The organism is Kribbella sp. CA-245084 (assembly GCF_050942355.1).
In the GTDB taxonomy this organism is placed as follows: domain Bacteria; phylum Actinomycetota; class Actinomycetes; order Propionibacteriales; family Kribbellaceae; genus Kribbella.
This window is the reverse complement of record NZ_CP192053.1, coordinates 2,099,232-2,123,135: the sequence shown is the minus strand read 5'-3', so window position 1 is coordinate 2,123,135 and position 23,904 is coordinate 2,099,232. Positions and strand designations below refer to the sequence as shown.

General features: G+C 68.8%; 21 protein-coding genes. 8 read left to right on the top strand and 13 right to left on the bottom strand.

Annotated features, from left to right (window positions below; all coding sequences use genetic code 11):
• Window positions 1–15 precede the first annotated feature (15 nt).
• Entirely contained in the window at window positions 16–1,086 is a 1,071-nt protein-coding gene (locus tag ACQPYH_RS10350) for an ABC transporter ATP-binding protein (RefSeq protein ID WP_432889470.1), read from the bottom strand.
• Window positions 1,083–2,519, bottom strand: coding sequence for a gamma-aminobutyraldehyde dehydrogenase (locus ACQPYH_RS10345; protein ID WP_432889468.1), 1,437 nt, complete (start codon window positions 2,517–2,519; stop codon window positions 1,083–1,085). The genes ACQPYH_RS10350 and ACQPYH_RS10345 overlap by 4 nt, the downstream gene beginning before the upstream one ends.
• A 119-nt stretch (window positions 2,520–2,638) precedes the next feature.
• Between ACQPYH_RS10345 and ACQPYH_RS10340 the strand changes: the two genes are divergently transcribed.
• Window positions 2,639–3,385 carry a FadR/GntR family transcriptional regulator gene (locus ACQPYH_RS10340; protein WP_432889466.1) on the top strand — a complete coding sequence of 249 codons (747 nt, stop codon included), beginning with the start codon at window positions 2,639–2,641 and terminating at the stop codon, window positions 3,383–3,385.
• Window positions 3,382–4,080 carry a cache domain-containing protein gene (locus ACQPYH_RS10335; protein ID WP_432889464.1) on the top strand — a complete coding sequence of 233 codons (699 nt, stop codon included), beginning with the start codon at window positions 3,382–3,384 and terminating at the stop codon, window positions 4,078–4,080. The genes ACQPYH_RS10340 and ACQPYH_RS10335 overlap by 4 nt, the downstream gene beginning before the upstream one ends.
• Here the strand turns inward: ACQPYH_RS10335 and ACQPYH_RS10330 are convergent.
• From ACQPYH_RS10330 to ACQPYH_RS10320, 3 genes are read right to left on the bottom strand one after another with little or no spacing between them, the layout of a single operon-like run.
• Complete coding sequence (locus ACQPYH_RS10330; RefSeq protein WP_432889462.1) at window positions 4,070–5,305, bottom strand: D-arabinono-1,4-lactone oxidase; 1,236 nt, start codon at window positions 5,303–5,305, stop codon at window positions 4,070–4,072. The two genes, ACQPYH_RS10335 and ACQPYH_RS10330, sit on opposite strands and share 11 nt — an antisense overlap.
• A gap of 43 nt (window positions 5,306–5,348) precedes the next feature.
• Window positions 5,349–6,503 carry a glycoside hydrolase family 53 protein gene (locus tag ACQPYH_RS10325; protein ID WP_432889460.1) on the bottom strand — a complete coding sequence of 385 codons (1,155 nt, stop codon included), beginning with the start codon at window positions 6,501–6,503 and terminating at the stop codon, window positions 5,349–5,351.
• 2 nt (window positions 6,504–6,505) lie between these two features.
• On the bottom strand, window positions 6,506–8,500 hold the full coding sequence (locus ACQPYH_RS10320) for a beta-galactosidase (protein WP_432889458.1): 1,995 nt from the start codon (window positions 8,498–8,500) through the stop codon (window positions 6,506–6,508).
• A gap of 157 nt (window positions 8,501–8,657) precedes the next feature.
• Between ACQPYH_RS10320 and ACQPYH_RS10315 the strand changes: the two genes are divergently transcribed.
• The 5 genes from ACQPYH_RS10315 to ACQPYH_RS10295 are packed head-to-tail and all read left to right on the top strand — an operon-like array spanning window position 8,658 to window position 13,786.
• On the top strand, window positions 8,658–9,977 hold the full coding sequence (locus tag ACQPYH_RS10315; protein WP_432889456.1) for an ABC transporter substrate-binding protein: 1,320 nt from the start codon (window positions 8,658–8,660) through the stop codon (window positions 9,975–9,977).
• On the top strand, window positions 9,974–10,873 hold the full coding sequence (locus tag ACQPYH_RS10310) for a carbohydrate ABC transporter permease (RefSeq protein WP_432889454.1): 900 nt from the start codon (window positions 9,974–9,976) through the stop codon (window positions 10,871–10,873). Before ACQPYH_RS10315 ends, ACQPYH_RS10310 begins: the two co-directional genes overlap by 4 nt.
• A complete protein-coding gene (locus ACQPYH_RS10305; RefSeq protein ID WP_432889452.1) occupies window positions 10,870–11,712 on the top strand; it encodes a carbohydrate ABC transporter permease in 843 nt (280 codons plus the stop codon). Before ACQPYH_RS10310 ends, ACQPYH_RS10305 begins: the two co-directional genes overlap by 4 nt.
• A gap of 22 nt (window positions 11,713–11,734) precedes the next feature.
• Window positions 11,735–12,748, top strand: coding sequence for a LacI family DNA-binding transcriptional regulator (locus tag ACQPYH_RS10300; RefSeq protein ID WP_432889450.1), 1,014 nt, complete (start codon window positions 11,735–11,737; stop codon window positions 12,746–12,748).
• Window positions 12,749–12,790: 42 nt separating this feature from the next.
• Entirely contained in the window at window positions 12,791–13,786 is a 996-nt protein-coding gene (locus ACQPYH_RS10295) for an ElyC/SanA/YdcF family protein (protein ID WP_432889448.1), read from the top strand.
• Here ACQPYH_RS10295 and ACQPYH_RS10290 read toward each other — a convergent pair.
• The 6 genes from ACQPYH_RS10290 to sigJ all read right to left on the bottom strand — a co-directional run bounded on the left by ACQPYH_RS10290 (window position 13,783) and on the right by sigJ (window position 20,406).
• Complete coding sequence (locus tag ACQPYH_RS10290; RefSeq protein ID WP_432889446.1) at window positions 13,783–14,547, bottom strand: sulfite exporter TauE/SafE family protein; 765 nt, start codon at window positions 14,545–14,547, stop codon at window positions 13,783–13,785. The two genes, ACQPYH_RS10295 and ACQPYH_RS10290, sit on opposite strands and share 4 nt — an antisense overlap.
• Before the next feature lie 107 nt (window positions 14,548–14,654).
• Window positions 14,655–15,860, bottom strand: a complete 1,206-nt coding sequence (locus tag ACQPYH_RS10285; RefSeq protein WP_432889444.1) for an MFS transporter — start codon at window positions 15,858–15,860, stop codon at window positions 14,655–14,657.
• Between the two features lie 137 nt (window positions 15,861–15,997).
• Window positions 15,998–16,657 (bottom strand): response regulator, encoded by a 660-nt coding sequence (locus ACQPYH_RS10280; protein ID WP_432889442.1) that lies wholly within the window; start codon window positions 16,655–16,657, stop codon window positions 15,998–16,000.
• Window positions 16,654–17,778 carry a sensor histidine kinase gene (locus ACQPYH_RS10275; protein ID WP_432889440.1) on the bottom strand — a complete coding sequence of 375 codons (1,125 nt, stop codon included), beginning with the start codon at window positions 17,776–17,778 and terminating at the stop codon, window positions 16,654–16,656. The genes ACQPYH_RS10280 and ACQPYH_RS10275 overlap by 4 nt, the downstream gene beginning before the upstream one ends.
• Before the next feature lie 172 nt (window positions 17,779–17,950).
• Window positions 17,951–19,504 (bottom strand): fibronectin type III domain-containing protein, encoded by a 1,554-nt coding sequence (locus tag ACQPYH_RS10270; protein WP_432889437.1) that lies wholly within the window; start codon window positions 19,502–19,504, stop codon window positions 17,951–17,953.
• Window positions 19,505–19,548: 44 nt separating this feature from the next.
• The gene (gene sigJ / locus ACQPYH_RS10265) at window positions 19,549–20,406 is read right to left on the bottom strand and encodes an RNA polymerase sigma factor SigJ (protein WP_432889435.1); all 858 of its coding nucleotides are present in this window, start codon (window positions 20,404–20,406) and stop codon (window positions 19,549–19,551) included.
• 94 nt (window positions 20,407–20,500) lie between these two features.
• Here sigJ and ACQPYH_RS10260 point away from each other — a divergent pair, with 94 nt between their 5' ends.
• Window positions 20,501–21,649 (top strand): NAD(P)/FAD-dependent oxidoreductase, encoded by a 1,149-nt coding sequence (locus ACQPYH_RS10260; protein WP_432889433.1) that lies wholly within the window; start codon window positions 20,501–20,503, stop codon window positions 21,647–21,649.
• On the opposite strand, the gene ACQPYH_RS10255 is transcribed toward ACQPYH_RS10260, so the two are convergent.
• Window positions 21,638–22,675 (bottom strand): DUF2252 family protein, encoded by a 1,038-nt coding sequence (locus ACQPYH_RS10255; RefSeq protein WP_432889430.1) that lies wholly within the window; start codon window positions 22,673–22,675, stop codon window positions 21,638–21,640. The two genes, ACQPYH_RS10260 and ACQPYH_RS10255, sit on opposite strands and share 12 nt — an antisense overlap.
• On the bottom strand, window positions 22,672–23,823 hold the full coding sequence (locus ACQPYH_RS10250) for a cation:proton antiporter (RefSeq protein WP_432889427.1): 1,152 nt from the start codon (window positions 23,821–23,823) through the stop codon (window positions 22,672–22,674). Before ACQPYH_RS10250 ends, ACQPYH_RS10255 begins: the two co-directional genes overlap by 4 nt.
• Window positions 23,824–23,904: the final 81 nt, after the last annotated feature.

The window sequence follows — 23,904 nt, the reverse complement described above, 5'->3', positions numbered from 1 at the left end:
TCGGGGCGGAGACTGCTACTGCGGACCGCCGATCGCGACGGTGTGTTCGCGGGCCCAGGTCAGCCGGACCCCGGTACCGCGAAGTTCGAGCTTGTCCCGCACCGATCCGTGCTGGTTCTGCTGCAGGACGATGAGCGAGCCGCCGGCGTCCAGGTCGACGACTGTCTGGGTTGCCGACCCCAGGTACACCACCTCGCGGACCACTCCGGTCGCCGTACATGTCCCGGGCTCGGCAGCGGTGTCGCGCACCTGCAACCGGATCTTCTCGGGCCGGACCGTGAACAGGCCCTCGGTCCCGAGGATCGCCTTCGCGATGTCGCCCTCGAGCAGGTTGGACGTACCAACGAATCCGGCGACGAACGCGCTGGCCGGGTGTTCGTACAGCTCCACCGGGGTGGCCAGTTGCTCGATCCGGCCGCCGTTGAACACGGCGATCCGGTCGCTCATGGTGAGTGCTTCTTCCTGGTCGTGCGTGACGAACACGAAGGTGATGCCGACATCGCGCTGCATCGCCTTCAGCTCGATCTGCATCTCGCGCCGCAGCTTCAGGTCGAGGGCGCCGAGCGGTTCGTCCAGCAGCAGCACCTTCGGCCGGTTCACCAGCGCCCGCGCGAGCGCGACTCGTTGCTGCTGGCCACCGGACAGCTGACTCGGCCGGCGGTCGCCGTACCCCTCCAACCGGACTGTCTCGAGCGCCTCGACAGCCCGCGTACGGCGACTCCGCCGGTCGACCCCCTTCACCCGCAGCCCGTACTCGACGTTCTGCAGCACGTTCATGTGCGGGAACAACGCGTAGTCCTGGAAGACCGTGTTCACGTCCCGTGCGTACGGCGCCTGGTCCGTGACGTCGGTGCCGCCGAGCAGGATCCGGCCGGCGGTGGGCACCTCGAAGCCGGCGATCATCCGCAGCACCGTGGTCTTGCCGGAACCGGACGGGCCGAGCATCGAGAAGAACTCGCCCTCGGTCAGGTCGAGATCGATCCCGTCGACCGCGGTCACATCCCCGAACGTCTTCCGCAGGCCGCGCAGGCTGACCGCGGCGGCATCTGTCGCCACGGCCTGCACCTGCGCGTCCACGGAACTCATCCGATCGCCGACATCACGTGCTTCACCCGGGTGTAGTCCTCGACGCCGTACAGCGACAGGTCCTTGCCGTGCCCGGAGTGCTTGAAGCCGCCGTGCGGCATCTCCGCCACCAGCGGGATGTGCGTGTTGATCCAGACGCAGCCGAAATCGAGGGCTTTCGACAGCCGCATCGCCCGGGAGTGGTCGGCGGTGAACACACTCGCGGCGAGCCCGAACTGTACGTCGTTGGCCTTGCTCAGACCCTCGTCCTCGTCGGCGAACGACTGCACGGTGATGACCGGCCCGAACACCTCGTCCTGGATCATCTCGTCGTCCTGCTGGAGCCCGGTGACGACCGTCGCCTCGAGGAAGTAGCCGTCGGCAAGCGCTCCGCCCGGTCGTCCACCGCCGAGCGCGATCGAGCCGTGCTCGGGCATCCGGGCCAGGAAGCCGCGGACCCGATCGAGTTGCAGGCTGCTGTTCAACGGGCCGAAGAGCGCGTCCTCGTCCTCGGCGAGCCCTGGCTTGGCATTGTCCCGCGCCCAGTCGACCAGAGCCTGTACGAACTCGTCGTGGACCGAGGCATGGACCAGAACGCGGCAGGCCGCCGTACAGTCCTGGCCGGCGTTGAAGTAGCCGCCGACACCGATGGCCTCGGCCGCTGCCGCGAGGTCCGCGTCGGGGAAGACCAGCACCGGCGCCTTGCCGCCCAGCTCGAGGTGCGTGCGTTTCAGATCGAGTGCCGCAGTACTCGCGACCTCCGAGCCGGCCCGGGTCGAACCGGTGATGCTGACGAGGCCCGGCGTCGGATGTGCGACCACGGCCTGGCCGGTCGCGCGGTCGCCGCAGACGACGTTGAAGACTCCCGGCGGCAGCACCTCGGCCGCCAACTCCGCCAGCATCGAGGTCGTCACCGGTGTGGTCTCGGCCGGCTTCAGCACGAGCGTGTTCCCGGCCGCAAGCGCCGGCCCGATCTTCCAGACCGCCATCATCATCGGGTAGTTCCACGGCGTGATCTGCCCGACGACGCCGATCGGCTCGCGGCGGATCCACGAGGTGTGGCCGGCCAGGTACTCACCCGCCGACTTGCCTTCGAGCATCCGGGCCGCCCCGGCGAAGAAGCGCAGCTGATCGACCATCACTGCGAGCTCCTCGGTCCTGGTCAGCTCGAGCGGCTTGCCGGTGTTCTCCGACTCGGCGGCGACCAGGTCGTCACCGCGCGCCTCGACCAGGTCGGCGAACCGGAGCAGCATGCGTTGCCGCTCGGCCGGCGTGATCCCGCCCCAGCTCGGCACGGCCGCGGCCGCTGCCCGGTACGCCGCGTCCACATCCTCTTCGCTGGACAGTGGAGCCGTGCCGAAGAGCTTGCCGGTGGCCGGGTCGATCAGCTCACTGGTCGCGCCGCTGAGCGCGTCCCGCAGCTCTGCGTTGATCAGGTTCCGCACTGTTCTCATCAGCACTCCCGAACGCTGGTTGAGCGTAAACATATGAAACCAGATGTTAAAGTTCAAGCCATCGACGAGAATGTCCGCGACCTGTTTCGAAGTCGTGTCGTGAGGGTGGGTGGGATCGGATGGCGCTGCGGTTCTACGGCAGTGGCGCGGCGGCGGTGTTCGCACCGCTGGAGTCGCTGAGCCGATCGGAACTGGTGGCCCGCCGGCTGACCGACGCGATCGCGCTCGGCCTCGTCCCCGACTCCGGGCAACTGCCGGGCGAGACCGACCTGGCCGGCATCTTCGGCGTCTCCACCACCACGATCCGGGAAGCCCTGTCGTCGTTGCGGCAGCGCGGCCTGATCGATACCCGCCGGGGTCGCGGCGGCGGCAGTTTCGTCCGCGCCCACCAGGAGATGTCGACTGCGATCGTCCGCGATCGGTTGGCCGAGCTGAGCCTCGCGCAACTACGGGATCTCGGCGACCACTACAGCGCGATCGCGGGGACGGCGGCCCGGCTCGCGGCCGAGCGCGCGACGCCTGACGACGTACGACGGCTCACGGCGGTCTGCGACAGCCTGGAGAACGCCGAGGGTCTGGGTGGACGCCGGCGCGCGGACGCGCAGTTCCACATCGAGGTCGCCGCGACCGCGCAGTCAACCCGGCTCTACCGGGCCGAAGTGAGCCTGCAGGCGGAGGTCGGCACGTTGCTCTGGCTCGCGTTCGGCGATGACGAGAGCCACCGCCGGACGGTGGAGAGCTGCCGCGAGGTGGTCGCGGCGATCGACCGCACCGACGGCGACGCGGCCCGCACCGCCGCGGAGGAACGCGTGGCCGACTCGACGGCACGCCTGATCGACCTCAGACTGGCGTTGGAGGACACATGAGCACAGAGTCTTTGACCCTCGACGCCGGTCTCGAGACGGTGCTCGAGCTGGTCGAGTCCGTGGTCGGGGAGGCGTTCGGGCTGGCCGAGCAGATCGGCGCGGCGACCGCGGCCGTCTTCGACCTGCAGCCGGCCGTCCGCCGTGCGGACCTCGGCGGCGTGCGCGAGCTCGTCCAGCCCGCGCTCGAGGCCCCGGCCGGGTTGATCCAGGGCGCCGGCTTCGTCGCCGCGATCGACGCACTGGACGACGCCCAGTGGTGGCTCGAGTGGTTCATGCTCAGCAACGGCGTCACCGAGCGCCTGATCGTCGACATCGACCCGCGCGGGGAGAACTTCTACGACTACGAGGCCTTGCCCTGGTACGACGTACCGCAGCGGACCGGCCGTCGGCACATCACCGGCCCGTACGTCGACTACCTCTGCACCGACGACTACACGCTGACGTTCACTGTGCCGGTCGTCGTCCGGGACCGGTTCGTCGGCGTGGCCGGGGCCGACGTCCGGGTCTTCACGTTCGAGAAGGCGATCCTGCCGTGCCTGCGGGCGACCCACCGGAAGGTTGCCATCGTCAACGATCAGGGCCGGATCGTGCTCAGCAACAGCGCCCGCCACGTCGGCGGCACGCTGCTGCGGACACCGGCCCCGGCGTACCGGATCGAGGATCTCCCGCTGTCGCTGGTCGAGCTCAGCTCGTAGGCAGGAACGTGTCGAGGTACTCGTTCCGGAACTTCCCGGCCGGGTCGTACCTCGTCGCCAGCTCGATGAAGTCCTTCACCCTCGGGTACCGCTCGGCCAGCGTCGCGGCATCGGCAGCGAAGACCTTGCCCCAGTGCGGTCGTACGTCGAGCGAGGCGAGCCCCTCCTCGATCGCAGCGACGACCGGCCGGACCGCGGCCTCGTCCTGGATCCACGTGAAGTGCAGCGCGACCGTGTCCCGGCCCTGGCTCGGGCTCAACCACAGCTCGTCGGCCGCGATCGTCCGCACCTCGGACACCTGGATCACCGGCGCAAACTGGTTGCCCAAGGCCCGTAATACCTCGAACGCCTCGGCCGCGCGCTCCCGCGGCACGAAGTACTCCGACTGCAGCTCGTCGCCGTTGCTCGGCGTGAACTCGAGCCGGAAGTGCGGGAGCCGCTCGTTCCACGGACCCGGTACGCCGCCCTGCTGGGTCGCGTAGTCGGCCGGCATCACCTTGATCGGGTGTCGCGGCCCGTCCGCGAGACGAGCACCCAGCCACTCCGGCGCCGGCTCGCCGAGGTCACGCGACTTCCGCCAGACCATCACATCCGGGTCGACCCAGTCGGTGAAGGCGCTGACGCTGTACGCGCTCCCCATCACCTCGCCGAAGTCCGACCCGAGGCGCTCCACCGGCAACCCGTCGTACACCACCTGACTGATCTGGTACGCCGGTTGCACGTCGAGCGTCATGCTCACCGCCACGCCGAGCGCACCGAGCGAGACGATCGACCCGGCGAAGTCCTCGTCGTCACGGGTCAGCGTGACGAGCTCGCCGCGGGCGTCGACGAACGTGATCGCGTTGACCGCATCCGCCAGCGGCCCGTTCCCGTCCCCCGACCCGTGCGTCCCGGTCGCGCAGGCGCCCGCCACCGAGATGTGCGGCAGCGAACCGAGGTTGTGCAGCGCGAGCCCCTGGGCCTGAAGCGCAGCCGTGATCTCGCCGTACCGAAGCCCGGCCGAGACAGTCACACCACGCTCGCCGACGGCGATCTCCGTCGGCAGGTCGGCGACGCTCACCAACGTGCCGGTGCTGTCCGCGATCCGGTTGAACGAGTGCCCGGTACCGAGCACCCGCACCTTCTCCGCCGCCGCGACCAGCTCCTGCAGTTCCTCGACGGACCGAGGCCGCTGCAGCGCACTGGCGAATCTGACGTTGCCGGCCCAGTTAGTCACACCGCTCATGGCGTCAGCCTCGCACATCACCACCCACCGTCAGGCGGGAGTCTTATCCTCTGGCCCGCGCCGAAAAGTTTCGCGCGGCAGGCAGCAGCCGGCCGGAGAAATCGAACAGCGCCTGGTTCTCCCAGGCGTTGCCGGAGGCCGGGTCCGCGGGGTCCCACCCGGCACCCGCAACCGAGGTCCAGGCCGGCTCCCAGTACACCGTTCCGATGCCCCGGCCGCTCTCGGCCGACGCGACCGCGTCCTGCACCGCCCGGAACGCGGCTGCCTGTCCGGCAGGCGTCGCCGGATACCCGGGGACCAGCTGACTGGCGTCGTTGATGATGTTGGCGAAGGCGGGAGTGTCGTCGGCGAGCGTGAACGGATACGCCGTCTCCACCACGAGTACGTCGCGGTCGTACCGGCCGGACAGCTCGGTGATCGCCCCTTGCAGGTCCGCGAGGCTGCCGTGCCAGTAGCCGTAGTACGACAGGCCGATCAGGTCGAACGGCACCTTCCGCGCCACGACCTCGTCGAACCACCACGCCAGACTGCCGTTGTTGATATTGGTCAGATGCAGCAGCGTCTTGGTGGAACGGCTGGCCTCCTTGACCGCCCGAGAGCCCGCGGTCAGGAACGAGGCCAGGTTGTCCCATTGCGGGTCGACGACCCCGTCCGTCGGATCGACGTCCCAGGTCTGACCCCACGGCCACAACATGCCCGGGTTGATCTCGTTGCCGACCTGCACGTAGTCCGCCGTCGCCCCGACCGCCTTCAAGGCACGGAGTACGTCGTAGGTATGTTCGTGCACCGCATCCGCGAGCTGCGGCGGTGTGAAGCCGTGCCACGCAGCCGGTACGGCCTGCTGTCCCGGGTCGGTCCATCGGTCGGAGTAGTGGAAGTCGACGAGCAGCTTCATCCCGGCCGCCTTGATCCGCTTCCCCATCGCGACGACGTGCGCCTTGTCGTTGAACCCGTCGGCCGGATTCACCCAGACCTTCAGCCGGCCCAGGTTCATCCCTGCCCTGGCGAGGATTTTGACGGCATCGCCGGGTCGCCCGTGCGCGTCGGCGTACCTGGCACCGAACGCTTCGTTCTTGGCCAGGCCGGACAGATCGCCGCCGCGGATCGTCCGGTCGCGCGCTGCTGAAGCAGGCAAGGCGCCGGCACCGCCGAGCGCGATCGCTGCTGCACCACCGAGTGCTGCTCTTCGGGTAATCATCTCTAACCTCCTCGGGCGACACGGACGACGCGGGATCCGCCGGGTTCGAGCTTCAGCGAGTCACCCGCCTCGCCGGTCAGCAGATCGGTTCCACCGGCCGGCAGGTCCACCGGCCGATTGCCGTGATTGACCGCGATCAGATAGTCGGCACGATCCCCGTGCCGCCGGATGATCTCGACCTCGGCCGGCCCGTCGGCCGGCGTGATCCCAGCGTCCTGATAGGCCTTCCGCAGTACGACGGCCAGCTCGTCCACCCCGAGCCGGGTGGCGACGTACCAGGCCGTTCCCGCCCCCAGCGCGTGCCGGGTGATGGCCGGCTTCCCGGCTCCCGGACCGTCCTCGAAGGCGGCGACCACCTCGGCTCCGTCGAGCGCGACATCATCCGCCCAGACGTCGCCACCGAGACCGTCGAGGGTGAGCCGGACCGTCTCCCCCGCGCGCAGCGGGAGGAACTCCTCGACCGTCAGCCCGAGAACGTCCCGCAACGGCGCCACATAACCGCCGGGATGAACGGCGTCGAACTCGTCCACAATCGCGGAGAAGTACGACACGACCAGCGTGCCACCGCTCTCGACGTACCGGCGAAGGTTGCCGGCAGCAACTTCGGTCAGCAGGTACGACGCCGGCGCGACAACCAACTTGTACGCCGAGAGATCCGCCGAAGGGTGAGCGAAGTCGACCGTCAGCCCGTCCCGCCAGAGCCGGTCGTAGAACGTGTCGACACGCTCGCGATGGGACAGATCCGCACTCGGCCGCCACTCCAGATCCTGAGCCCAGAACGACTCCCAGTCCCACAGCACGGCGACGTCCGCGCGCACCTGCGATCCCAGCACCTCCCCCAGCCGGCCGAGCCCGTCACCCAGGGCGCACACCTCTCGCCAGACCCGGCTGCTCGTGCCCGCGTGCGGCAGCATCGCCGAGTGGAACTTCTCCGCACCGGACCGGGACGCCTTCCACTGGAAGAACATCACCGCATCGGCACCCCGGCCGAGGTGGGACAGCGCGTTGCGGGCGAGTTCGCCGGATCGCTTGGCCAGATTGCGCGGCTGCCAGTTCACGCCGGAGGTCGAATGCTCCATCAGGATCCAGGGCTTGCCCCGGGCCAGCGACCGGGTCAGGTCGGCCGACAGCGCCAGACCGACATGGCTGCGCGCGTCGGCGGCGACCAGATAGTGGTCGTTGGCAACGATGTCGACCTCGTCGGCCCACTTCCACAGGTCGACGGACGGACAGGTGCCGGCCATGAAGTTCGTCGTGATCGGGATGTCCGGCGACTCCGCCCGGATCGCGTCCCGTTCGGCGACGAAGCACCGCAGCAACGCGTCGGAGGTGAAGCGCGCGAAGTCCAGGCGCTGTGCCGGATTCACCACGCTGGCAGCGATCGCGGGCGCGGACACGTGGTCCCATTCGCCGTAGCGCTGACCCCAGAACGCCGTACCCCAGCCCTCGTTGAGCGCGTCGAGTGAGCCGTAGCGGTCCTGCAGCCAGGCGCGGAACGCGATGGTGCTCTGCTCGGAGTAGCACTCGGACACCGGAGCGCCGTACTCGTTGTGGACATGCCAGACGGCCAGCGCCGGGTGGTTCCCGTACCGCTGTGCGAGGGCGCGGGCGATCGACGTACTCGCTTCCAGGTACGCCGGTGAGCTCGGGCTGGCCATGCCCCGTGAACCGAAGCCGAGGACGGTGCCGTCCCGGGTCACCACACGGGCCTCGGGGTGCTGGTGGAAGAACCACGCGGGCGGCGAGGCGGTCGGCGTACCGAGGCTGATCCGGATGCCCGCGGCGTGCAGCAGGTCGAACAGCCGGTCCAGCCAGCCGAAGTCGTACTCACCCGGCCGCGGCTCGATCAGCGCCCACGAGAACACCCCGATGCTGACCAGGTTCACCCCGGCCTGCCGCATCAGCTCGATATCGGCCGGCCAGGTCTCCTCCGGCCACTGCTCGGGGTTGTAGTCGCCGCCGTAACTGATCGCCGACACACCCGAAAGCCACCCCATGAATCCTCACAATCTGTGCACGCACACAGCCGATCGCCGGTCTGCAACAGCTAGGAAACAGGACGAAACGAGCTGTTGACAAGGCCTGGAACAGAACATCACTGTGAACGTGCACAGCCGCCCCGACGGCTGGCTTCCCCTGAGGAGGACACACGCGATGCGACCACACAGAAGTCTGTGGCTGACCGCGCTCGCGGCCACCGCGACGCTGCTGGCGGGGTGCTCGAGCGGCAATTCGGACGAGCCGTCGGCCCAGCAGTCGACGGCGCAGCAGAACGTCAAGCTCACGTTCTGGACCTGGGCGCCGAACATGGACAAGGTGGTGGCGACCTGGAACGCCGCGCATCCCGAGATCCAGGTGACCGTGAACAAGCAGGACGGCGGCGACCCGGCGGTGACCAAGCTGCTGACCGCGATCAAGGCCGGCAGCGGCGCCCCGGACGTGATGCAGGCGGAGTACCAGAAGATCCCGACGCTGGTCTCGGCCGACGCGCTGGCCGACATCTCGAAGAATCTCGACCAGAGCATCGCGGGGCACTTCCCGGACACGGTGTGGAAGTCGGTCACGCTCGGCACCGACGCGGTGTACGGCGTACCGCAGGACTCCGGGCCGATGATGTTCTACTACCGCACCGACGTCTTCAAGCAGTACGGCCTGCAGGTCCCGACCACCTGGGACCAGTACGCCGAGGTCGCGAAGAAGCTGCACGCCGCCGACCCGAAGAAGTACCTCGGGACGTTCTCGGCGAACGACCCCGGCTGGTTCGCCGGACTGGCACAGCAGGCCGGTGCGTCCTGGTGGGGCATCGACGGTGACAAGTGGTCGGTGTCGATCGACGACGCGGCAACGCTGAAGGTCGCGGACTACTGGGGTGGCCTGGTGCAGAGCGGCGCGATCGACAACAAGCCGATGTACACGCCGGAGTGGAACGCGGCGCTCAACAACGGCACGCAGGTCGGCTGGCTCTCGGCCGTCTGGGCGCCCGGTGTGCTGGAGGGCAACGCGGCCGCGACCAAGGGCAAGTGGGCCATGGCGCCGATGCCGCAGTGGACTCCGGACCAGCCCGCCACCGGTAACTGGGGCGGCTCCGCGACCTCGGTCACGTCGCAGTCCAAGCATCCGGCCGAGGCCGCGAAGTTCATCGCCTGGATGAACACCTCACCGGAGGCCGTTAGCGCGCTCGCCAAGGTGAGCGGTGTGTACCCGGCCGACCAGCCCGGCCAGGCTGCCGCGCTGTCGGCGCCGCCCGCGTTCTTCTCGAACCAGGCGGACTTCTATCCGAAGGCGGCCGAGATCGCCAAGACCGCCCGCAGCTTCACCTTCGGCCCGAACGTCAACGTCGCGTACTCGGCGTACAACGACGAGTTCGGCAAGGCCGCGCAGGCCAAGTCCCAACCGGGCTTCACGGCGGCGGTGAAGGCGATGCAGAAGACCACGCTGGACAACCTCAAGAGCTCGGGGTTCTCGGTCAAGTGAAGAAGTCTCGTGCGCCGTACGTCTTCCTCGCTCCGGCGGTGCTGCTGTTCGCAGCGTTCCTCGCGCTGCCGATCGGGTACGCCGTCTACCTGAGCCTGCGCACCGTCAAGGTGCGCGGGCTCGGGCTCGGCAAGGGCTCCCGCGAACAGGTCTGGGCCGGCCTGTCGAACTACAGCAAGGCCCTCACCGACCCGGACTTCGCCGCGAGCGTGCTGCGGGTCGCGGCGTACGGCGCGATCGTCGTACCCATGATGCTTGGGCTGGCGCTGGTGTTCGCGTTGCTGCTGGACAGTCCGCGGGCCCGGGCGCGGCGGTTCTCCCGGCTGGCGATCTTCCTTCCGTACGCCGTACCCGCAGTCATCTCGTCCTTGCTGTGGGGCTTCCTCTATCTGCCGTCGGTGAGTCCGTTCCACCATGTCGCCGGCCAGTTCGGGTGGAGCCTGCCCGATCTGTTGTCATCCGGGTCGGTGATCTTCGCGGTCGCCAACATTGCCGTCTGGGGCGGGGTCGGGTTCAACATGGTGGTGATCTTCACCGCCCTGAAGGCGATCCCGACCGAGATCTACGAGGCCGCCGAGCTCGACGGCTGCGGGCAGTTGGCGATTGCCTGGCGGATCAAGATCCCGGTGGTACTGCCGTCGCTGATCATGACGTTCGTCTTCTCGATCATCGCGACGCTGCAGGTGTTCGCCGAGCCGGTGACCTTGCGGCCGCTGACGAACACGATCTCCAGCACCTGGACCCCGCTGATGAAGGTCTACCGGGACGCGTTCACCCGGGACGACATCTACTCGGCGGCGGCGACCTCGGTGATCCTCGCGGTGGCGACCTTCGTCCTGTCGTTCGGCTTCCTGCGGCTGGTCCAGAACCGAGCCTTCAGCCAGGAGAACCGTTGATCCGGCGCGCAGGCACGCACAGCCCGGCGGCGACCGCGATCCTGCTGGTCGGCGCGGCGTACTGCCTGCTCCCGGTGGCCTGGGTCCTCGTGGCGTCGTCCAAGAGCGGGGCCGAGCTGTTCTCCACCAACACGTTCAGCCCGTCGACGCACCTGTTCGGCAACATCGCCGACCTGACGGCGTACCGCGGCGGTCTGTTCTGGCGGTGGATGGCCAACACCGCCTTGTACGCCGGAGTCGGCGGTGTGCTGTCGACGGCGGTGTCCGCGGCGGCGGGGTACGGGCTGGCGAAGTACTCGTTCGCCGGCAAGAAGGCGACGTTCAACGTCCTGCTGGCCGGAGTCCTCGTGCCGGGCGTGGTGCTGGCGATCCCGCAGTACCTGCTGCTGGCCAAGATCGGGCTGACCAACACCTACTGGGCCGTGCTGCTGCCGAGCATCATCAGCCCGTACGGCATCTACCTGGCCCGGATCTACGCGGCCGCGGCGGTCCCCGACGATCTGGTCGAGGCCGCCCGCACCGACGGCGCCGGCGACTACCTGATCTTCCGGTCGATCGCCGTACCGCTGATGGCGCCCGGCCTGGTCACTGTGTTCCTGTTCCAGTTCGTCGCGATCTGGAACAACTTCCTGCTGCCGTACATCATGCTCGGCGACGATCACCTGTTCCCGATCACGGTGGGTCTGTCCGGGCTGCTCAACCAAGGTGCGTCCCAGCCCAGCCTCTACACCTCGGTGGTGACCGGGTCGCTGCTGTCGATCATCCCGCTGCTGGTCCTGTTCCTCACCCTGCAGCGCTACTGGAAGGTCGACCTCGCGGCTGGCGGGGTGAAGAGTTGAGGTGAGGCTAGACTCCGGATCCGTGGAGCAGAACGGCGGCCGCAGGCGACCGACGATCAAGGACGTCGCCGCTGTTGCCGGCGTCTCCCGCGGCACGGTCTCGCGGGTGCTGAACGGCGGCCACTGGGTCTCGCCGGAGGCGCTGACCGCCGTCCAGGCCGCGATCAAATCCACCGGGTACGCCGCCAACCGGCACGCTCGCAGCCTGGTCACCGGCCGGGCGAACTCGGTCGCGTTCCTGCTCACCGAGCCGCAGCAACTGCTGTTCGAGGACCCGAACTTCTCGGTCTTGCTGCGCGGCGCCGCCGACGCGCTGGCCAAACGCGACATGCCGTTGCTGCTGATGGTCGCCGGCACCCCGGAGGAACGGCAGCGGGTCACCGACTACGTCACAGCCGGTCACGTGGACGGCGTACTGCTGATCTCGTCCCACGCCGGCAACCCGGTGGTCGGCTCGCTGCTGCGCAACGGCGTACCGACCGTCGCCTGCGGGACCCCGCTGGGGCACGAGGGCAAGATCGGGTACGTCGCCGCCGACGACATCTCCGGCGCCCGCGAGATGGTCCGGCACCTGCGCGACACCGGCCGGAAGCGCATCGCGACCATCACCGGCCCGCTCGACACTCCCGGCGGGGTGCAGCGGCTGCAGGGATACCGCGACGAGCTCGGCGACGCGTACGACGAGACACTCGTTGCCCACGGCGACTACTCGCGTCTGGCCGGGCAACGCGCGATGACCGAGCTACTCGAGCGCCGGCCCGATCTCGACGCGGTCTTCGTCGCGTCCGATCTGATGGCGGCCGGCGCCCTGACCACCCTGGCGGCGCAGGGCCGACGGGTGCCGGACGACGTGGCGGTCGGCGGCTTCGACGATTCCTACCTTGCCGCGACGATGACCCCGGCATTGACCACGATGCGGCAGCCGTTCGAGCGGATCAGCTCCGAGATGGTCCGGCTGCTCGGCGATGTCATCAACGGCGAGCAACCGGCCGCCGTCATCGTGCCGACCACGCTGGTCCGCCGCGACTCGACCTGAACCTGCACCGCGCGGGCGCCACGGGGTGGTTGGATAGCAACGATGTACGCCTTCCTGATCGCCGCGTTCTGGTTCGTCGTGTTCGCGGTCAGCTTCCTGCGGGACCGGCGGCTCTTCAAGAACGGGATCTTTCTGGTCCTGACGCTGATGTTCGCGGGGATCGGGATGATCTTCGTGGTCGACGCGTTCAACGACACCGCGGCCCGCTGGCTCGTGCTGGCGATCCTCGGCATCATTCCGCTGGCGATCGCCGTACTCGCGGTGTTCCTGGTCGTCAACGGCATCACGATGCTGCGCCGGGAGGGCCGTCGGCCGAAGAACCTGCTGTCGCTGCTCGCGGGCCTGGGCATCATCGGGTTCGTCGTGTTCAGCGTGGCAGTGCAGAAGATCGGCTGGGAGCCGCTGGCCGCGCTGCGCTCGGTGCTGATCGGGGTGCTGACCTACATCGCGTTCCTGTTCGTCTGCTTCCTCGTGTACGCGTTCGTCTACAGCCGGGTCCGCTCTTCCCGGAAGGTCGACTTCGTGATCGTGCTCGGCGCCGGCCTGCGCGGGTCGCGGGTCACACCGCTGCTCGCGAGCCGGCTGGATCGCGGCAAGCAGGTGTACGACCGGGCGCTGCGCAGGGGCCGTACGCCGATGATGATCACGTCCGGCGGTCAAGGTCCCGACGAGGACGTCTCCGAGTCGCATGCGATGGCGTCGTACCTGATCGAGCGTGGTGTCCCGGACGAACGGATCCTGCGCGAGGACCGGTCGACCAGCACGCTGGAGAACCTGACGTTCAGCCGGGAGCTGATGGTCGCGCGGACGCCGAAGTACCGCTGCCTGATCGTGACGAACAACTTCCACGCGTTCCGCGCCGCGATGACGGCTCGCAAGGCCAAGGTCAACGGCCAGGTGATCGGCTCGCCCACCGCGGCGTACTATTGGCCGACGGCAACGATCCGCGAGTTCGTCGCGATCCTGTTCAGCCACCCGTACCTGAACGGCGGCATCTGCCTACTGATCGCGGTCGCGGCCATCTCACAGCACGTCTAGCGCAACATCAGTACGGCGGCGACCACGCCGGCGAGCATGATCAGCACCCGGAGCAGGGTTTCCGGGAGCCGCCGGCCGATGTGGGCGCCGACGTACCCGCCGACGATGGAGCCGGCCGCGAGCAGGCCGCTCGCGGTCAGGTCGAGGTCGGCGATGAAGATGAAGATGATGCTGGCGACGAGGTTCGCCGCGAGGAGCGCGAGCGTCTTGAGACCGTTGACGATCCGCAGCTCCAGGTCGAGCCCGAGGCCGAGGACGGCCATCATCATGACGCCGGCGCCGGCGCCGAAGTAACCGCCGTACACGCCGGTCAGCGCGGTGAACACAGTCGTTGCCGGTGACATCGATCGCCGCAACCCATGCGGGTGGTCGGACCGGGCGCGCAGCCACCGGGAGATCCACGGCTGAACACCGACGATCAGGCAGGTGAAGAGGATCAGCCAAGGCGCTGCCGACGCGAAGACCTGCGACGGCAACGCCAGCAGGAGCGCGGCGCCACCGATCGCGCCGACGGCACAGATCACTACGACGGCAACCGTCTGGTGGCGCGGCACCTCGCGCAACTCGCGCCGGTACCCGACCGCGCCGCTGAGGGCGCCAGGCAGCAGCCCGAGAGTGTTCGACGCGTTGGCGACCACGGGCGGGATTCCCAGCGCGATCAGCACCGGGAAGCTCAGGAGCGAGGCGACGCCGACGGTCGAGGTCAGGATGCCTGCACCGAGCCCAGCAGCGATCACCGCCAAGTGCTCCGCGCCCGTCATGCCGACCACCCAATCACACCTGCGCCGGTGAGACGCCGGTGCCCGGTGATCCGGCGCCAAGGCAGACTGCGATGGGTGACCTCTCCGCTACGGATCGAGCTGACTCATCAGCTGAGGTGACGTAGCCGAGCCAGCGGGGACAGGCTCAGGCAGAGCGGGGAGAGAAGCAGCGCCAGAGTCGACATCAGCAACGCAGCGCGGATTCCCAGTCCTCCGGCCGCGGCGCCGCCGAGCAACGCTCCGAACGGAGTCAGCCCCAACCCGAGAAAGTTGATCGTGGCAACGACTCGGCCCTGGACGTCGAGTGGGGTGACCAGTTGGCGGATCGCGGTGACCGCCACGTCGACGGACTGGCTGAGGGCGCCGTACAGAATGTTGATGACGATCAGGGCGGCGATCGTCATCGGTCCGGAGCCGTGCAGCGTCGAGGTGGTCAGCATGACGAGATCCGAGATCAATGCGGCGAAGACGACGACCGGGCCGTAGCCGAAGCGTCTCGGCAGCCAGGCGGAGAGCAACGAGCCGATCAGTACGCCGGGGCCGAACGACGCCAGCACCAGGCCGACGACCGCGCTCGGCAGGTCGAGGGTGCGGCTCAGGAACAGCAGATAGACCGTTGTCAGTGCGGTGAAGCCGAACTGGTACACACAGGTCGCGGCCGCGATCGCCCGCAACGACTTGTCGTGGCGCACGATGCGGAGACCCTCGCCGATCTGGCGCAATACACCTGTCCGCGGAACACCGGTTGTTGTCCGGTTGCGGATCTGGGCGACGGACAGACTGGAGAACGCGAAGAGCGCGGCGCTGGAGAGGACCGCGATCGGTGCGGTCAGCAACGACACGAGTCCGCCGCCGAGCGCCGGCCCGGAGATCTGTGCGGCGGATCGCGTCGTCTCGAGCATGCTGTTGCCTTGGGCAAGCTGATTGCGCTCGACGAGACGCGGCAGCGCGGATTGGTATGCCACGTCGAAGCAGACCGTGAACGTCCCAGCCACGAAACCCACGACATACAGGAACGGCAACCCGAGCCCCAGTCCGAGCGGTACCGAGGCGAACACCAGCGCACGCCCCAGATCCGCAGCCACCAGCACAGTCCGGAACCGCCAGCGGTCGACCAGTACGCCGACCACCAGCGAGAACAACAGGATCGGGAGTTGTTGCACGGCACGCAGCACGCCGAGTTGTGTGGCGGCGGCGCCGAGTGAGGTGACCGCGACCAGCGGCAGCGTCACCTCAGCGGCGAAGCTTGCGAGTTGAGATGCACTCTGGCCTATCCAGAGCCGAACGAAATCACGATGCGTCCACAGCGACATGACGAAGCCCCAAGGAAAGGTGCCACTCCGCGACGACTGCTGCAGGCGGCACGCGATGACGATGACTGTCAGCGCGTGCCCGGTTGACCGGGCATCCCCAACTCCTTTGAAGGTTTCGACTCGACGGCGAGCGTAGATCATCCCCGCCGCGGCCGCACCAGATTTGATTCGTAGGCGGCGATCACCAGTTGCGCGCGGTCCCGAGCGTGGAGTTTGGCGAGCAGATGGCCGATGTGAGTCTTCACCGTGCCGGCGCCGACGTGCAGGTGGTCACAGATCTCCTTGTTCGACAGGCCCCGCGCGATCAGCGACAACACCTCGCGCTCACGATCGGTCACCCCGCCGAGCGCGGTCGACGGCGCCTGACGCGGCTCGGCGAGGCGGGCGAACTCCGCGATCAGCCGGCGCGTGACGGACGGTGCAAGCAGCCCTTCACCCGCCGCAACGATCTTGATCGCCTGCAGCAGGTCGGCCGGCGGCACGTCCTTCAGCAGGAAGCCGCTCGCTCCGGCCCGCAAGGCGGCGTACACGGAATCGTCCAGATCGAACATGGTCAGGATCAGCACCCGCGGCGTCGGGCCGGCCGCGCAGATCTGCCGGGTGGCTTCGATCCCGTCCACCCGCGGCATCCGGATGTCCATCAGGACCACGTCCGGGCGCTCTTGCCGGGTCAGCTCGACCGCCTCGACCCCGTCGGCGGCCTCGCCGACCGTCACCAGCCCGGGCGTCGTGTCGATCAGCACGCGGAAGCTGCCCCGCAACAAGGCCTGATCGTCGGCGACCAGCACCCGGATCATGCGCTCACCCGCTGGAACGGCAGCCGTACGACGACCTCGAACCCGCGCTGGTCCCGCGGCCCGGCCCGGTACGACCCGTCGTACATACTCACCCGCTCCCGGATCCCGATCAGCCCGTGCCCTTCCACCGCGGATCCCCCGGTCCCGTCGTCGGTCACCTGCACTTGTACGGCGTTCGCGTCGGCGCGAACCGTCACGTGGCATCGGCCGGCGCGCGCGTGCTTGGTCACGTTGGTCAGGCACTCCTGGACGATGCGATGGACGGTCAACCCGACCGCCTCAGGCAACGGCTCGGGTACGTCGACCTCCAGCTCGACTCGCACTCCGGTCGACTCGACGCGGGATACCAACTCCGGCAGCGCGGACAGGCCGGCGGGCGGAGCGAGGTCGGTCGGCTCGTTCGACGTACGGAGGAGGCCGAGCATGTGCCGCAGTTCGACCAGGGCGTCACGGCTCGTCGACTCGATCACGGACAACGCGTCGGACACCTCTTCGGGACGCACCGCAAGAACATGGTTGGCCACGCCGGCCTTCACCGCGATCAGACCCATGCTGTGGGCAACGATGTCGTGCAGCTCGCGCGCGATCCGCAGCCGCTCGTCGGCAACGGCCCGCTCGGCCAGCGCCTGCGCCGCACGCGCTGCGGCGGCCCGTCGGTCCCGGACCACCCGGCCGAGCATCCACGCCCCGTACAGCGCCGCGAACCCGGTCAGCACCAGCGTCACATCCGTCCGGCCGGCCGGTGCCCCCGCGATCAATGCGAGAACCAGCACGACCAGTCCGACGCTGCTCCCCAGGCCGATCAAGCGCCGACTGGACAGCGGCCGCGGCGACGCGCGGGTGAGCGCGACGACGTACAAGACATAGGCGGCGGCGAGCAGCGGGTCACGGAGTACGTCGGCGAGAACAGCAAACACCGAAACCAAGGCGACCATCGCGAACGCAGGCACTGGCCAGAGCCGTCGGCCTGCGATCGCCGCCGCAAGCCCGAGCGCGGTGAGGATGCTCCCGAGGCCCCAGCCCGTCGACGTGGTGAGCAGGACGGCGTACCCGATGGCGACGACGCCGTCGGCAACGATCAGCTGCCGTCGGCTCAGCCCGTACTCCGCACCCTCTGTCACAGGTCGAACCTAACCGAGCCGACGGACCACCACCTCGGCCCGAGGTCCGTCGGCCCGTGGTCCGATGTACCCGAAGCTTGCTGCGGCGATCAAGAGCCGCGACGACGGACGACGCATCCGGGTTCGTGCCAGAGCCGCCGAACGCGCCGTTGGCCCGGCACGCGCTGTTGAGTTAGCGGACTTTGACCTTGGCCGTTGGGCTCTTTTGTACGTTGCGGCCGTCGCTGACCTCGAGGTGGTAGGACAGGGCCTGGCCGCTGGTCAGGCGCGCGTCGGTGACGGTTGTGACGGTTGGTTTGGTCCACGAGTTCGACGTACGGGACCAGCTGCCGATGCGCGTGCTGCCGCGGTACAGGAGGTAGGTCAGCGTCAGGTTGTCGCGGTCGAGGACGGTCGGGAAGCTGATCGTCACCTTGTTGGCCCGGGCGCTCGCGACCTTCGGGGCGGCCGGCCGGATCGGTGCGGCTCCACCCGGTGCGCTGCTGAATCGCGTCAGGCCTTCCTGCGGTACGCCGTTCACCTCGGTGAAGTCGCCGCCGGCCCACAGGTCGTTGCCGCCGGACGCGAACGCCAGCGGGCCGACGAGAGTCTCGCCGCCGGCGTCGGTGTTCGGGAACCACGGGCCGAGCTTGCCGGTGATCGTGCTGTAGACGAGCAGGTGGTGCATCCCGGTCTTGTCCGGGAACCCGCCGTCGGCGCTGCAGTCGTGCGCGTGCGATCCCTTGTACAGCCAGTTGCCGATCGCCTTGATCGCCTCGGTCGCGCCCAGGCAGTGGCTCTGCCAGATCAGCTTGCCCGTCGTCGCGTCCGCGGCCAGGACCCCGTCGTAGCAGCCGAGACCCGAGCCGGCGTTGGCCGCGAAGACCTTGTTTCCTTGGACTTCGAGGTCCTTCACCTGGCTGTCGCAGCCCTCGGTCTCGGGCGGGATCGCCCCGGACGCGCGCATCGACAGTAGTGCGCCGGTCTTCGCGTTCAGCATCGCGAGCGCGTGATCGTTCCGGCCGTCGATCCGGGTGAAGCCGCCGCCGACGAACACCCGCTCGCCGTCGGTGGACATCTCGATCGCGTGGACATCGTCGTTCGCGTCCGGGCTCCACGGCAACAGCGTGCCGGTGCTCAGCGTGACCGCGGCGAGACGGCTGCGCGCCATCTTGTCCACCAGGCCGAACGAGCCGCCGAGGTACACCGTCTTCGCGGTGATCTTCAGTGCCGCGACCCGGAAGTTGACCACCGGGTCCCACCCGGAGACCAGCTTGCCGGTCGCCACGTCGAACATCGCCACCCGCGACCGCGGCACACCGTCGACGACGGTGAAGTCGCCACCGATCACGACCCACCGGCCGTCGGGCGACGTGGCCACACTCCACACCGGCCCGTTGACCTGCGGCGCGAACCGCGTCGGTACGCCGGTGGTCCGATTGAGCACGACGAAGTACTTGCGTGCGGCGTCACCGACGCCCCGGGCCTTCCCCGGCGGCCGGACCCGGGTGAACAGCCCGCCCGCGAACACCAGGTTGCCCGCCACGGCGACCGCGTTCACGCTCGCGTTCGTCTGCCACGACGTCTGCTCCACCGACGACAACGCCGAGCCGAAACCAGGCGGCGCAGTGTGCGCCTGCCCAGCCGACTGAGCCGACTCGGCCGCCTGCACCGCAGGCCCCGACGGAACCAGTGCCGCGGCGACCACAGCCGCGCCGGTGACAACTGCCAGGACAGCCTTCTTCATGAACGAACCCCCCTCGGTGACTATGCGCCGTCAAACGATAACTGTCAGCTCACATTGTCACGAAACCAGGTCCGGAGTTTGCCGGGGTTGCGGACTCCCCAGATGTGCTTGATCCAGTCCCCGACGACCTCGAACGCGTACACCGTCACGGTCACGCCGTCCTGCTGCGCGACCAGCCCGGGCTGGCCGTTGACCGTACGTTCCACGATCGTCAGCTCGCGGAGCTTGCCGGCGAACTTCTGCATCGACCGCGCGATCCGCTCGGCGCCCTCGATCGGCCCGAGTACGGCGCTGACCAGGCCGCCGCTGTCCGCGACGACCGTGGCGTCGGGATCGAGCAGGCCGACGAGAGCCTCGATGTCCTGGGCCTCCCACGCCTGCTTGAACTCCCTGATGATCTGCGCCTGCCGGGCGGCCGGTGTCGCGGGCGCCTGCGAGTCGCGAATCCGTCGGCGCGCCGACGATGCCAGCTGGCGGCAGGCCGCCGGGCTTCGGCCGACGATCTCGGCAACTTCGGCGAACGGGTATCGGAAGACGTCGTGCAGGATGAACGCGACGCGCTCGGCCGGAGTCATCGACTCGAGCACGACGAGGAAGGCCATGTTCACCGACTCGTCGAGCGTGACCCGATCGGCCGGGTCGAGGCTCGTGGGTTCGGGCAGCGGCTCAGGGATCCATTCACCGACGTACGTCTCGCGCCGTACTCGCGCCGATGAGAGCAGGTTCAGGCAGAGACGACTGGTGACCGTCGTCAGCCAGGCGCCCGGCGACGCGATCGCGTCCCGCTGCTGCGGAGACATGGCATACCAACGGGTGTAGGCCTCCTGGACAACGTCCTCCGCGTCGGCCAGCGAGCCGAGCAGGCGGTAGGCGAGGTTGATCAGCTGGCGCCGTTCGTTCATGTCCGTACGACAGCGCAGCGCGGCGAAATGTGAGGCCTCACGTTCCGAGGGACTCGCTTGTCGGACTGGTGAGACAACGAGAGGAAAGTCCACCATGTCTGAACACAAGGTCGTCGTCATCGGCGGCGGGTACTCCGGAACGCTCGCGGCGAACCATCTGCGGCTCCGCGCCGATATCGACATCACGCTGGTCAATCCCCGCCCCAAGTTCGTCGAACGCATCCGGCTGCACCAGTTCGTCGCTCGGACCGGCGAGGCCACGATCGACTACGGCACCCTGCTCGGCGAGGGCATCCAGTTGGTCGTCGACAGCGCGACGTACATCGACACCGCCCCGCGCACAGTGCGGCTCGCATCGGGCGAGGTGCTGGACTACGACTACGTCATCTATGCGGTCGGCAGTACGGCAGCGATTCCGTCGTCGGTGCCCGGCGCGGCAGAGCACGCGTTCGACATCGCGGAGTACGAGGCTGCGCAACTCCTGCGTAGTCGGCTGGACGAGTTGCCTGGCGATGCTCCAGTCACGGTGGTCGGCGGCGGGCTGACCGGTATCGAGACGGCTGCCGAGCTGGCTGAGCAGGGGCGCAAGGTCACGCTGATAGGTGGCGGAAAGCTGGCGCCGACCTTCAGCGCGCAGGGTCGTCGATACATCGCGAAGTGGCTGGCTCGGCACGGGGTCGTCGTACTCGAGGCGGACAGGGTGACCGAAGTACGGGCGGATGCCGTCGTGCTGTCCGACGGGGCTGTGCACGCGAGTTCGTTGACGATCTGGTCGGCGGGGTTCGGCGTACCGGAGTTGGCGGCTGCGAGCGGACTGCAGACCGACACGCTCGGTCGGCTGCTCACCGACGAGACGTTGACCAGCGTCGACGACGACCGCATCGTCGCGACCGGTGACGCAGCCGCGCCGTCGGGCCGGCCGTTGCGGATGAGCACGTACGCCGCTGGGCCGCTCGGGGCACAGGCGGCCAACACCGTACTCAGCCGCATCGCGGGGACCGAACCGGCAGCGCTCGACCTCGCCTTCACGGGGGCCTGCGTCAGCCTCGGGCGCCACGCCGGCATCCGGCAACTAGCGCGCAAGGACGACACCGCGGTGAACCTTTACATCGCGGGCCGGCTGGGCGCGGTGATCAAGGAGACGGCCTGCAAGTTCGTCATCGAGAAAAGGATCCGCCGCGAGGCGCAGGAGCCCGGTTCGATGGGTTGGCCCAAGGGCGGGCCGCGCGTCTCAACTGCTTGAGGCGGCGTACTCGTCGTAGCGGGACTTGGTGTCGTCCGCGAGTAGCTGGGTGGCGTCGAGTAGCCAGGTTGGTGGGAGGGTTTCGACGTGGCGGCGGGCGTCGTGGAGGTGGTGCGGGATGACGCCGTGGACGTCGGCGGCGGCTCGGGCCATCGAGGTCAGGACGAGTTCGACGGCTTTCGGGCGGAGGGATTCGATCGTGATGCGTTCGACGTCCGGGGACAGTGCGCGGAGTTGCCAACCGTCGATGCGACGCATCGGGTAAGGTCCGCGGACTGCACTCAGGACGCGGCCGTAGAGAAGGTCGTCGGATTGCGCACCGATCGGGACATAGCCGGCGGTGGGTGGACCGACGACCTTCACCTCGCGCGCAATGTCTTTGCCGACAGCAACCATCCGCGGATGGCCAAGGGATCCGGTACCCGCCTGGCGATGATGCCAGGAGGCGTTGTCGATCTTCACGGCCGCCTGGACGCTGGCGGGCAGTACCGACGGGTCCGCCGGGGTGCCTTCGCGCAGCTTGCCGTAGTACCGAGCGGCGTCGGTCTCTTTGGGCACCAGCGCACGCAGATGCTCAGCGCCCGGGTCGGCCAGATCGACCGCGCGACCCGGTTTCGCCGTGGACCAGGCGTCGAGGAGCAGTCGACAGATCCGCTTCGGGCTGATCGACACCTGCGGCGTCAGCACGGCCGAGACCGCGAGCCGGAGCAGGTCGAGTGCGGGTGAACCCCAGCCCAGTTCGTCGAGATCGTTGACGCCCCAGCGCCGTACGCCGCGATGGTCGAGCCATGTCCCGAAGTTCTGCACATGCAGGTCGCCGACGGCCGGCACCTGCGGACCGGCCAGGACGGTCGGCGCCAGCTCGGTGACGCGCTCGAGCCAGAGGTAGTACGTCCCGCGCAGGAAGCGCAGCGGATCCGCCGCCAGTTCGCGGTGCTTGAGCTCGAGATCCTCTGGTACGACGGGGATCCGGTTCGCTAGCCAGCGTTCGTACGCCGCGGTCGCCGCCACCGGATCGGCCGTCACCCCGACACCGCCTTCGGCGAGACCAGCCCACGCCGTACGGCGATCCCACCCGCGACGACGCCGGCCGCGATCGTCACCAGCGCACCGAGGATCAGCGCGGACGGCTCCCCCGGCTGGAGCACGTGCAGCGTCGTACCGACCGTGGCCGCCGCGACAGGTACCCCGAGCTGGGCCGACGCCAGCACGCCGAGGCTCGCGGGCTGCCGAGTCAGCATCCCGGACAGGTGACTGATCACGGCGCCGAGGCCGAGCGCCGCGCCGAGGCCGGTGAACTCGGGTTTCGTGCCGAGCTCCCGCAGGTCGAGCGACGCCCCGAGCCAGACGAAGAACACCGGCCCGAGGAAACCTTCGGTCAGCGCGAACAACTGCCGCGCCAGCCGCCGCGGCTCGCCCACGGCCGCGACCGCGAGCCCGAGGACGAACCCGGCCAGCATGATCGACACGTGCGTCTCCGTCGCCAGGCCGGCCAGCGCGAACAGCACGATCAGACTGACCCGCAGTTCGACCGCGAACTGGCGGTCCTCCGACACCTTGTGCGCCCGACGCCGCGCACCGGACCGCTCTGCCCAGTTCAGCAGGACGTACGTCACCCCGCCCGCACCGATGACCGCGAGCGCACCTAGCGCCGCCCGGCCGGCGTGCGGCGGATCGATCGCCAGCGGCAGCGCCACGATGCAGGCGGCGTCGGCGATCGCGACCTGAGGCAGTAGCTCGACCACCGGCCGCCCGCCGAGTCCGAGCGAGTTGACGATCGGCAGGACCAGCGCCGCGGACGAGGAGGCCATGAGTACGGCGTACAGCGCGACGTGCCCGGTGTCGAAGATCGCGTTCAGGGCGTAGGCGAGGCCGGTCGCGACGATGCCGGTCACCACCGCGCGGAGCAGCCCGGGCCGGATCGCCTTGCGCAAGCTCTCGTCCCGGACCGGAACGTGGGTCCCGGCAACGAACATCACCAGCCCGAACCCGATATCGGCGAGGAACGTGAACTTGTCGTCGGACGCGACCAAGTACCCGAACCCCGTCTTGCCCAGGATGACGCCGGCCAGCAGCTCGCCGAGCACGACCGGGATGTGCCAGCCGCGCGGCAACGCCAGCAGCGGACCGACCAGACCGACTGCAACCACCACGGCCAGCATGGTGAAGCTCACCGCAGCTCCTTTCCCCAAGAGAGCGCCATTGTGCTCCCGCAAGCCTGAGATTCGGCGGACGTGGTCGGGTTGCGTCGGATT

Coding starts and splice junctions, on each gene's coding strand:
- ACQPYH_RS10280 (WP_432889442.1), bottom strand. CDS start 16,657: ATGATCCGGGTGCTGGTCGCCGACGATCAGGCCTTGTTGCGGGGCAGC.
- ACQPYH_RS10285 (WP_432889444.1), bottom strand. CDS start 15,860: ATGTCGCTGTGGACGCATCGTGATTTCGTTCGGCTCTGGATAGGCCAG.
- ACQPYH_RS10290 (WP_432889446.1), bottom strand. CDS start 14,547: ATGACGGGCGCGGAGCACTTGGCGGTGATCGCTGCTGGGCTCGGTGCA.
- ACQPYH_RS10340 (WP_432889466.1), top strand. CDS start 2,639: ATGGCGCTGCGGTTCTACGGCAGTGGCGCGGCGGCGGTGTTCGCACCG.
- ACQPYH_RS10325 (WP_432889460.1), bottom strand. CDS start 6,503: ATGATTACCCGAAGAGCAGCACTCGGTGGTGCAGCAGCGATCGCGCTC.
- ACQPYH_RS10260 (WP_432889433.1), top strand. CDS start 20,501: ATGTCTGAACACAAGGTCGTCGTCATCGGCGGCGGGTACTCCGGAACG.
- ACQPYH_RS10345 (WP_432889468.1), bottom strand. CDS start 2,519: ATGAGAACAGTGCGGAACCTGATCAACGCAGAGCTGCGGGACGCGCTC.
- ACQPYH_RS10320 (WP_432889458.1), bottom strand. CDS start 8,500: ATGGGGTGGCTTTCGGGTGTGTCGGCGATCAGTTACGGCGGCGACTAC.
- sigJ (WP_432889435.1), bottom strand. CDS start 20,406: ATGAACGAACGGCGCCAGCTGATCAACCTCGCCTACCGCCTGCTCGGC.
- ACQPYH_RS10270 (WP_432889437.1), bottom strand. CDS start 19,504: ATGAAGAAGGCTGTCCTGGCAGTTGTCACCGGCGCGGCTGTGGTCGCC.
- ACQPYH_RS10295 (WP_432889448.1), top strand. CDS start 12,791: ATGTACGCCTTCCTGATCGCCGCGTTCTGGTTCGTCGTGTTCGCGGTC.
- ACQPYH_RS10350 (WP_432889470.1), bottom strand. CDS start 1,086: ATGAGTTCCGTGGACGCGCAGGTGCAGGCCGTGGCGACAGATGCCGCC.
- ACQPYH_RS10335 (WP_432889464.1), top strand. CDS start 3,382: ATGAGCACAGAGTCTTTGACCCTCGACGCCGGTCTCGAGACGGTGCTC.
- ACQPYH_RS10330 (WP_432889462.1), bottom strand. CDS start 5,305: ATGAGCGGTGTGACTAACTGGGCCGGCAACGTCAGATTCGCCAGTGCG.
- ACQPYH_RS10315 (WP_432889456.1), top strand. CDS start 8,658: ATGCGACCACACAGAAGTCTGTGGCTGACCGCGCTCGCGGCCACCGCG.